Consider the following 8,702-nt stretch of genomic DNA (forward strand, 5'->3'; position numbering starts at 1 on the left):
ACCGGAGCGAGTGCGACCACGACGGCACGGCGCGGCCCGCACCGGGCGGCGGTGCCCCGCACCTGGCCCCCGACCCGCAGACGGCCCCCGACCCGCAGGCCGCCACCGCCCCGGCGCCCGGCGAGGGCCGGTTCCGGCTCGTCCTCGACAACTTCGAGGGCCCCTTCGATCTGCTGCTCCAGCTGATCTCCCGGCACAAACTCGACGTCACCGAGATCGCGCTCGCCCGCGTCACCGACGAGTTCCTCGCCCATCTGCGCGCCATGGGCCCGGACGGCGATCTCGACCAGACCACCGAGTTCCTCGTCGTCGCCGCCACCCTCCTCGACCTCAAGGCCGCCCGGCTGCTGCCCGCCGCCGAGGTCGAGGACGAAGGCGACCTGGCGCTGCTGGAGGCCCGCGACCTGCTGTTCGCCCGCCTGCTCCAGTACCGCGCCTACAAGCGCGTCGCCGAGATCTTCGCCGAACGGCTCGCCGCCGAGGCCCGCCGCCACCCCCGGACCGTCGGCCTCGAACCGCACCACGCCCAGCTGCTCCCCGAGGTGATGATCAGCGTCGGCCCCGAGGGCTTCGCCGCCCTCGCCGCCAAGGCCATGCAGCCCAAGCCGGTGCCCCAGGTCTACGTCGACCACATCCACGCCCCGCTGGTCAGCGTCCGGGAACAGGCCGCCGTGGTCGTCGGCCGGCTGCGCGCCGCCGGGCAGGCCAGCTTCGCCGAGCTGACCGCCGACGCCCCCGACACCCTCACCGTCGTGGCCCGCTTCCTCGCCCTGCTGGAGCTGTACCGCGAGCGCGCCGTCCACCTCGACCAGCCCGAAGCCCTCGGGCCGCTGCTGGTGCGCTGGAGCGGCACACCGGAGCAGGCGGGAGACCCGCTGGTGACCGACGAGTTCGATCAGGAGGCATCCGATGAGTGACCCGGCCCCCTCGCCCGCGCTCAAGCCGTCCCTGGAAGCCGTGCTCATGGTCGTCGACGAGCCGGTCAACGAGGAGGCGCTGGCCAAGGTCCTGGACCGGCCGCGCCGGGAGATCGGTGACGCGCTGCGCGAGCTGGCCGACGAGTACACCGTCCAGGACCGCGGCTTCGAGCTGCGCCACGTCGCCGGCGGCTGGCGCTACTACACCCGCGCCCGGTACGCGGAGGCCGTGGAGAGCTTCGTGCTGGACGGGCAGCAGTCCCGGCTCACCCAGGCCGCCCTGGAGACCCTGGCCGTCGTCGCCTACCGGCAGCCGGTCAGCAGGTCACGGGTCTCGGCGGTGCGCGGAGTGAACTGCGACGGGGTCATGCGCACCCTGCTCCAGCGCGGGCTGATCCAGGAGGCGGGCACCGAACCCGAAACTAGTGCGATCCTGTACGGGACGACTCACTACTTCCTGGAGCGGCTGGGCCTCACCGGCCTGGACCAGCTCCCGCAGCTGGCTCCGTTCCTGCCCGAGGCCGATCAGGTCGAGGGCGAGAGCCGGGAAGGAGTGCCGTCGTTCGATGCAGACGACAGCGGCGAGACTCCTACGGATCATTGATGCGAAGCAGCGGCAACAACAGCAACCGGAACCACCGGGGCGCGGGCAACAGCCGCGACGACAAGCAGAAGCGGACGGGCAAACCCCCCCGTCCCGAAGAGCGCAGGTACGGCAAGCAGGGCGGGCCCGGCGCCCCGGGCAAGCCGGCCCGCAAGCGGGCGGCGCCCGCCCGGTCCCGGGAGTACGACGCCCAGATCGAGGAGCGCAACCGCGCCCGGCACACCAAGCCGGCGCCCAAGCTGCCCAAGACCCACGGGGAGCCGGAGGGCGAGCGGCTGCAGAAGGTGCTGGCGCGCGCCGGACTCGGCTCCCGCCGGGCCTGTGAGGAACTGATCGAGCAGGCCAGGGTCGAGGTCAACGGCAGGATCGTCACCGAGCAGGGCCGCCGGGTCGACCCCGAGAAGGACGAGATCAAGGTGGACGGCCTGACCGTCGCCGCCCAGTCCTACCTGTTCTTCGCGCTCAACAAGCCGGCCGGCGTCGTCGCCTCCATGGAGGACCCCGAGGGCCGGCAGTGCCTGGGCGACTACGTGCAGAACCGCGAGACCCGGCTCTTCCACGTCGGCCGGCTGGACACCGAGACCGAGGGCCTCATCCTGCTCACCAACCACGGCGAGCTGGCCCACCGGCTGACCCACCCGCGCTACGGGGTCAAGAAGACCTATCTCGCGGCCATCCGCGGCCCCATCCCGCGCGACCTGGGCAAGCGGCTCAAGGAGGGCGTCAAGCTGGAGGACGGCTACGCCCGCGCCGACCACTTCAAGGTCGTGGAGAACACCGGGAACAACTACCTCGTCGAGGTGAGCCTGCACGAGGGCCGCAAGCACATCGTGCGCCGCATGCTCGCCGAGGCCGGTTTCCCCGTCGACAAGCTGGTCCGTACCCACTTCGGCCCGCTGTCGCTCGGCTCCCAGAAGTCCGGCTGGCTGCGCCGGCTCACCAACACGGAGGTGGGCCAGCTGATGCGGGAGGTCGGTCTGTGACCCCCCGCTGACCCCATTACGCTGGTCGGATGCGCACCGCCCTGGTCATCGGCACCGGTCTGATCGGTACCTCCGTCGCCCTCGCCCTCAGCGCCCGCGGCGTCCGGGTGCACCTGGAGGACCGGGACCCGGACCAGGTGCGCACCGCCGCCGCGCTGGGGGCCGGCACCGAGGACCCGGTGACCGGGCGGGTGGAGCTGGCCGTGATCGCCGTGCCGCCCGCGCACATCGCGGCGACGGTGGCCGAGGTGCAGCGGCGCGCAGTGGCGGACGGATGCATCGATGTCGGCAGCGTCAAGGGCGTGCCGCGCCGCGAGCTGGCCGGGCTCGGCGGCGACCCGTCCCGGTACCTGGGCACCCACCCGATGTCCGGCAAGGAGCGCTCGGGGCCGCTGGCGGCCACCGCCGACCTGTTCGAGGGCCGGCCCTGGGTGCTCACCCCGACCCCCGAGACCCGCACCGAGGTGCTGAACCTGGTGCTGGAACTGGTCGCGCTGTGCCGCGCCGTCCCGGTGGTGATGGAGGCGGACGCCCACGACCGGGCGGTCGCCCTCGTCTCGCACACCCCGCAGCTGGTCTCCAGCCTGCTGGCCGCCCGGCTGCGGGACGCCGACGAAGCGGCGGTCCGGCTGTCCGGGCAGGGCCTGCGCGACGTGACCCGGATCGCCGCCTCCACCCCGCAGATGTGGCTGGACATCCTGTCCGCCAACCCCGGCCCGGTCGCCGATGTGCTGGCCGCGCTCGCCGCGGATCTGGAGGAGACCGTCCGGTCGCTGCGCGCCCTGGAGTCCGGCGATCCGGAGCGGCGGGCGGACGGCCTGGCCGGTATCGAGTCGCTGCTGCGGCGCGGCAACGCCGGGCAGGAGCGGGTGCCGGGCAAGCACGGCACGGCGCCCGTCGTCTACGAGACGGTCGGGGTGCCGATCACCGACCGGCCGGGCGAGCTGGCCCGGATCTTCGCGGACGCGGGCGCGGCCGGCGTCAACATCGAGGACGTCCGGATCGAACACGCCACCGGTCAGCAGGCGGGCCTCGCCCAGCTGATGGTCGACCCGCTGGCCGCGCCCCGGCTCATCGCCTGGCTGCGCGAGCGCGGCTGGTCGATACGGCAGTGACCCACCCTCCGTACACCTGTGCGGGAAGCCCGGGCGGGGCGCGGGAGGGGCACGGGGTGCCGGTACCCTTGGCCGGGGCCATCCGCTGCCTGATCCAGGAAGCGCGCCCGCTCTCCCCGCCCGCCGCTGAGAAAGGTGCGCAGCCACGTGTCCGCACATCCCGTCATCGTCGCCATCGACGGACCCTCCGGTACGGGTAAGTCCAGCACCTCCAAGGCGGTGGCCGCGCGGCTGGGCATGGGCTACCTCGACACCGGGGCGCAGTACCGCGCCATCACCTGGTGGATGCTCAGCAACGGCATCGACGTGAACGACCCGGCCGCCGTCGCCGCCGTGGCCGGCAAGCCGGAGATCGTCTCCGGCACCGACCCGCTGGCCCCCACCATCACGGTGGACGGTACGGACGTGGCCGGCCCGATCCGCACCGCCGAGGTGACCGGCGCGGTGAGCGCGGTGAGCGCGGTTCCCGCCGTCCGCACCCGGATCACCGAACTCCAGCGCACCATCGCGGCCCAGGCACCGGACGGGATCGTGGTGGAGGGCCGGGACATCGGCACCACCGTGCTCCCCGGCGCCGACGTCAAGATCTTCCTGACCGCCGATCCGGAGGCCCGCGCCGCCCGGCGCAGCGGCGAACTGCGGGGCACGGCGCCGGGCGCGCCCGACCTGGCCGCCACCCGCGAGGCGCTGATCAAGCGGGACGCCGCCGACTCCGGCCGCACCACCTCCCCGCTGGCCAAGGCGGACGACGCCACCGAGCTGGACACCACCGAGCTGACCCTGGAGCAGGTCATCTCCTGGGTGATCACCGTGGTCGAGGACGCGGGACGGAAGCAGCCGCGGCCGTGACCGTCTCCCGTATCCCCGTCCCACCCGCCGAGCGCGGCGCCGAGGTCGGGCGCCGCATCGGTGTCGGCCTGGTCTACGGGCTGTTCCGGCCCCGGGTGCTGGGCGCCTGGCGGGTACCGGCGAGCGGCCCGGCGATCATCGCCGTCAACCACACGCACAACGTCGACGGGCCCGTGGTGATGGGCGTGGCACCCCGCCCGGTGCACTTCCTGATCAAGAAGGAAGCGTTCATCGGGCCGCTCGACCCGTTCCTGCGCCGCATCGGCCAGATCGAGGTGGACCGCGCCACCACCGACCGCACCGCGATCGGCACCGCCCTGGACGTCCTCAAGGGCGGCGGGGTGCTGGGCATCTTCCCCGAGGGCAGCCGGGGCGAGGGCGACTTCGCGGCGCTGCGGGCGGGCCTGGCGTACTTCGCGGTGCGCTCGGGCGCCCCGGTGGTGCCGGTGGCGGTGCTGGGCAGCAACGAGCGGCGCAGCACGCTGATACCGGGGATGCCCCCGCTCCGCGGCCGGATCGACGTGGTCTTCGGCGACCCGTTCACGGTGGGCGAGGGCGGCCGGCGGACCAGGGCGGCGCTGGACGCCGCCACCGAGCGGCTGCGGGACGGGCTGACCGGCCATCTGGAAAAGGCGCGGCGGCTCACCGGCCGCTGAGCGACACTGGAGGAGGCGGCCCCGGCGTCCGGCCGGCCGCGCCGCCTTTCCCCCGCCCCTGCGACACCTTCCGTATTTCCGTCTCTTCGCATTGAGGACCACACCCATGAACGACCAGATCGAGCCCGGCGACGCGGGCGGGCACGGCGCGCTGGGCGATGCCGAGTACGCGGAGTTCATGGAGCTGGCCGCGCAGGAGGGCTTCGACGCCGAGGAGATCGAGAGCGAGCTGGCGGCGGCGAACGCCGGGCCGCTGCCGGTGCTGGCCGTCGTCGGCCGGCCGAATGTCGGCAAGTCGACGCTGGTGAACCGGATCATCGGCCGCCGCGAGGCGGTCGTGGAGGACCGCCCCGGTGTGACCCGGGACCGCGTCACCTACGAGGCCGAGTGGGCCGGCCGCCGCTTCAAGGTGGTGGACACCGGCGGCTGGGAGCAGGACGTCCTCGGCATCGACGCCTCGGTCGCCGCCCAGGCCGAGTACGCCATCGAGGCGGCCGACGCGGTCGTCTTCGTGGTGGACGCGGCGGTCGGCGCCACCGACACCGACGAGGCCGTCGTGCGGCTGCTGCGCAAGGCCGGCAAGCCGGTGGTGCTGTGCGCCAACAAGGTCGACGGCCCCTCGGGCGAGGCGGACGCCGCCTATCTGTGGTCGCTCGGCCTCGGCGAGCCGTACCCGGTCTCCGCACTGCACGGGCGGGGCACCGGCGACATGCTGGACGCGGTGCTGGAGGCCATGCCCGAGGCGCCCGCGCAGACCTTCGGCAGCGCCCCCGGCGGGCCGCGCCGTATCGCCCTGATCGGGCGGCCGAACGTCGGCAAGTCCTCGCTGCTGAACAAGGTGGCCAAGGAGGACCGGGTCGTCGTCGACGCCACCGCCGGGACCACCCGGGACCCGGTGGACGAGCTGATCGACCTCGGCGGCAAGGTGTGGCGCTTCGTGGACACCGCCGGTATCCGGCGCCGGGTCCACTTCCAGGACGGCGCCGACTACTACGCCTCGCTGCGCACCGCCGCCGCCCTGGAGAAGGCGGAGGCGGCGGTCGTCCTCATCGATGTCACCGAGCCGATCAGCGTCCAGGACACCCGCATCATCACCATGGCGGTGGAGGCGGGCCGGGCCCTGGTGATCGCGTACAACAAGTGGGACCTGCTGGACGAGGAGCGCCGCTTCTATCTGGAGCGGGAGATCGAACGCGATCTCGTCCAGGTGCAGTGGGCGCCCCGGGTGAACATCTCCGCGCAGACCGGCCGCCACATGGAGAAGCTGGTCCCGGCGATCGAGACCTCGCTGGAGTCCTGGGGGACCCGGGTGCCCACCGGGAAGCTGAACGCCTTCCTCGGCGAGCTGGTGGCCTCCCACCCGCACCCGGTGCGCGGCGGCAAGCAGCCCCGGATCCTGTTCGGCACCCAGGCGGGTACCAAGCCGCCGCGGTTCGTGCTGTTCGCCTCGGGCTTCCTGGAGGCCGGCTACCGGCGGTTCATCGAGCGGCGGCTGCGCGAGGAGTTCGGCTTCGAGGGGACCCCGATCAAGGTGTCGGTGCGGGTGCGGGAGAAGCGCGGCCGGGTGAAGAAGTAGCCGCCGGCGCGCCGGACCGCCGCCGCGCGCCGGGACCGGCGCACCGCGCGCCGTCCCGTCTCAGCCGCCCGCGTCGCGCCGCGCGGGCGGCAGCGCGGCCGGGAAGTTCCGGCCGGGCACGGACACCTCCCCGGGGTAGTACGCGCCGGGAAGGTGCCCCTGCTCGGGCCGCCCGTAGTAACGCCAGCTCGCCGTCCCGCCGCTGGTGCCGGTGCCGTGGATGGTGCCGAACCCCTCGAACCGCAGCTCCTCCTCGCCCGTGCGGTCCCCGGGCAGCGCCCGGAACAGCCGCCGGTACTCGTCGTAGAGCGAGTCGAAGATCGGCGTCTCCGAGCCGGACCGGCCCTGATCGTACGGTCCCCGGCGGGCGGGGGAGCCGAGCTGGCCGGGGATCGCGGCGTGGCCGGGGGAATGCTGGGGTCGGGTGGATTCGTAAGGGTGCACGTCCGGTCAACGATCATCCGGGGCGGCGGATGCGGGGCGCCGGCCCCGGATACCTGATCGCTTCAGTGGCGAGGACGGCTCAGGTGCCCGCCAGCGGCATCGCGGCGGCCACCAGCAGCCCGCCGGCCGCCGCCTTCTCCAGCGCCTCGCGCAGCAGGTCCTCGCGCGGCTGCTGGCCGATGGAGCCGGCCGGCGCCGCGTACACCAGGACCATCTGCTTCTGGTTGGCGGTGGTGCGCCAGCCCTCGGTCACCGCGAGCGGCTGGTGCGCCTGCCACCAGGCGGCGGTCTGCCCGGTGGCGGCGTCGGCCTGGAGCACCGAGTGGAGCTGCCCCATGGCCAGCAGCACCGACCAGCCGGGCACCTGGGCGGGCGCGGCGGAGACATCGGTGACCGGCAGGAAGCCGGCCTCGATCAGCAGCGGCAGGAAATCGTCGCCCGGGCCGTCCGAGCCGGGACGGGCCACCGGACCGGAGGGCTCCACCACCAGCGCCGGGTAGAGTTCCTCGCCGATCAGGATCTGCCCGCAGGTCACCCCGAGGACCACCTGGCCGCTGCTGTCCTCCAGCTCGGCCGCCGACGGCACCCCGGGCGTCTGGCCCTCGGCGACGGTGGACTGGCCGGTGATGGAGGCCACCGCACCGCGCAGCTGCTCCTCGGAGACCGACACCACCTGGGACGGGATGCAGGCCGCGTGCGCGAAGGCGAGCACCGCGGTCTCGCCGCCGACGAAGAGCACGGTGGAGGTGCGCTCCTGGCCGGTGTCGCCCGGGGTGCGGCAGGAGGTGCAGTCATAGGTGCCCGGGGCGTTCTCGCCCGCGAGCAGCCGTTCCGCTTCGGTGTCGCCGATCTCGGCGCGTACCTCGTCACTGACGTCGAGCAAGGGGGACATGTGGCTCCTCGGTTGGGAATCTCGGCCCGCAGCCGTCGCGGGCCCCGTGCACAACGGCCCGGGCGGCGCGAGGGTCACGCCGAGGGCGTGTGTTTCGCACACACGAGTACGCGGAACCGTCCGGTTCGTACAGGTGCGCGAGCCTCGGGCGGGGGTGCGGGGAGCGGGCGTGCGCCGGGACCGGACGGCCCCACGGGGGCGCGGAGAAAAAGCGGCCGTTCGCCGGACGGCCATTCCGGGACGCCCGCACCGCGGGTTCCGGTGCTTTTCCCGGCCGTTCCCCCTCGAATGCCGGGGCGATTTTCCATTACAGGAACCGCACGAGCCCGCCGGGGCCGACCGGCCGGATGCACCGTGACGAAAGCGTGACAGTCCGCTGATCCGGGCGGGACCTGGACCCGGTACTTCCCGGGGCGCCGGGCCCCGGCCTACGGTGGGCCCATGACCCCTTCGCAGCCCTGGCGCCCCGAACGCCCCCAGACGCCGGACGACGACCCCGAGACCTATGTGGGCCTGGCCGCCGAGCGCGCCGAACAGTTGGCCGCCGAGCGCGGCTGGGGCACGGTGCGGCGGCTCGCGCCGGACGCCATCATCACCATGGAGTACATGCCGGGGCGGCTGAACCTCGCGGTCAAGGACGGTGAGGTGGTGCGCTGCTGGCAGGGC

Annotated in this window: 10 protein-coding genes; 8 read left to right on the plus strand and 2 right to left on the minus strand. The window is 73.7% G+C overall.

Features of this window, described 5'->3' with window-relative positions; all coding sequences use genetic code 11:
• The first annotated feature begins 62 nt into the window (after positions 1-62).
• The 7 genes from ACFV5N_RS20665 to der all read left to right on the plus strand — a co-directional run bounded on the left by ACFV5N_RS20665 (position 63) and on the right by der (position 6,700).
• Entirely contained in the window at positions 63-917 is an 855-nt protein-coding gene (locus ACFV5N_RS20665) for a segregation and condensation protein A (RefSeq protein WP_385601845.1), read from the plus strand.
• The gene (gene scpB, locus ACFV5N_RS20670; RefSeq protein WP_385601822.1) at positions 910-1,521 is read left to right on the plus strand and encodes an SMC-Scp complex subunit ScpB; all 612 of its coding nucleotides are present in this window, start codon (positions 910-912) and stop codon (positions 1,519-1,521) included. Before ACFV5N_RS20665 ends, scpB begins: the two co-directional genes overlap by 8 nt.
• Positions 1,521-2,504, plus strand: a complete 984-nt coding sequence (locus ACFV5N_RS20675; protein ID WP_385601825.1) for a pseudouridine synthase — start codon at positions 1,521-1,523, stop codon at positions 2,502-2,504. Before scpB ends, ACFV5N_RS20675 begins: the two co-directional genes overlap by 1 nt.
• Before the next feature lie 29 nt (positions 2,505-2,533).
• Positions 2,534-3,619: a prephenate dehydrogenase gene (locus ACFV5N_RS20680; RefSeq protein ID WP_385601827.1), complete on the plus strand. Its 1,086-nt coding sequence runs from the start codon at positions 2,534-2,536 to the stop codon at positions 3,617-3,619.
• Between the two features lie 147 nt (positions 3,620-3,766).
• Complete coding sequence (cmk, locus tag ACFV5N_RS20685) at positions 3,767-4,468, plus strand: (d)CMP kinase (RefSeq protein ID WP_385601830.1); 702 nt, start codon at positions 3,767-3,769, stop codon at positions 4,466-4,468.
• Positions 4,465-5,124 carry a lysophospholipid acyltransferase family protein gene (locus ACFV5N_RS20690; protein WP_385601833.1) on the plus strand — a complete coding sequence of 220 codons (660 nt, stop codon included), beginning with the start codon at positions 4,465-4,467 and terminating at the stop codon, positions 5,122-5,124. Before cmk ends, ACFV5N_RS20690 begins: the two co-directional genes overlap by 4 nt.
• Positions 5,125-5,230: 106 nt before the next feature.
• Complete coding sequence (gene der, locus ACFV5N_RS20695) at positions 5,231-6,700, plus strand: ribosome biogenesis GTPase Der (RefSeq protein ID WP_385601835.1); 1,470 nt, start codon at positions 5,231-5,233, stop codon at positions 6,698-6,700.
• Between the two features lie 60 nt (positions 6,701-6,760).
• On the opposite strand, the gene ACFV5N_RS20700 is transcribed toward der, so the two are convergent.
• A complete protein-coding gene (locus ACFV5N_RS20700; RefSeq protein WP_385601838.1) occupies positions 6,761-7,144 on the minus strand; it encodes a hypothetical protein in 384 nt (127 codons plus the stop codon).
• Positions 7,145-7,223: 79 nt separating this feature from the next.
• Positions 7,224-8,036, minus strand: a complete 813-nt coding sequence (locus tag ACFV5N_RS20705; RefSeq protein WP_385601841.1) for a hypothetical protein — start codon at positions 8,034-8,036, stop codon at positions 7,224-7,226.
• 441 nt (positions 8,037-8,477) lie between these two features.
• Between ACFV5N_RS20705 and ACFV5N_RS20710 the strand changes: the two genes are divergently transcribed.
• The coding region (locus ACFV5N_RS20710; protein ID WP_385601843.1) for an I78 family peptidase inhibitor at positions 8,478-8,702 on the plus strand (225 nt) is incomplete at its 3' end.

It is taken from the genome of Streptomyces sp. NPDC059853 (assembly GCF_042731495.1).
In the GTDB taxonomy this organism is placed as follows: domain Bacteria; phylum Actinomycetota; class Actinomycetes; order Streptomycetales; family Streptomycetaceae; genus Streptomyces.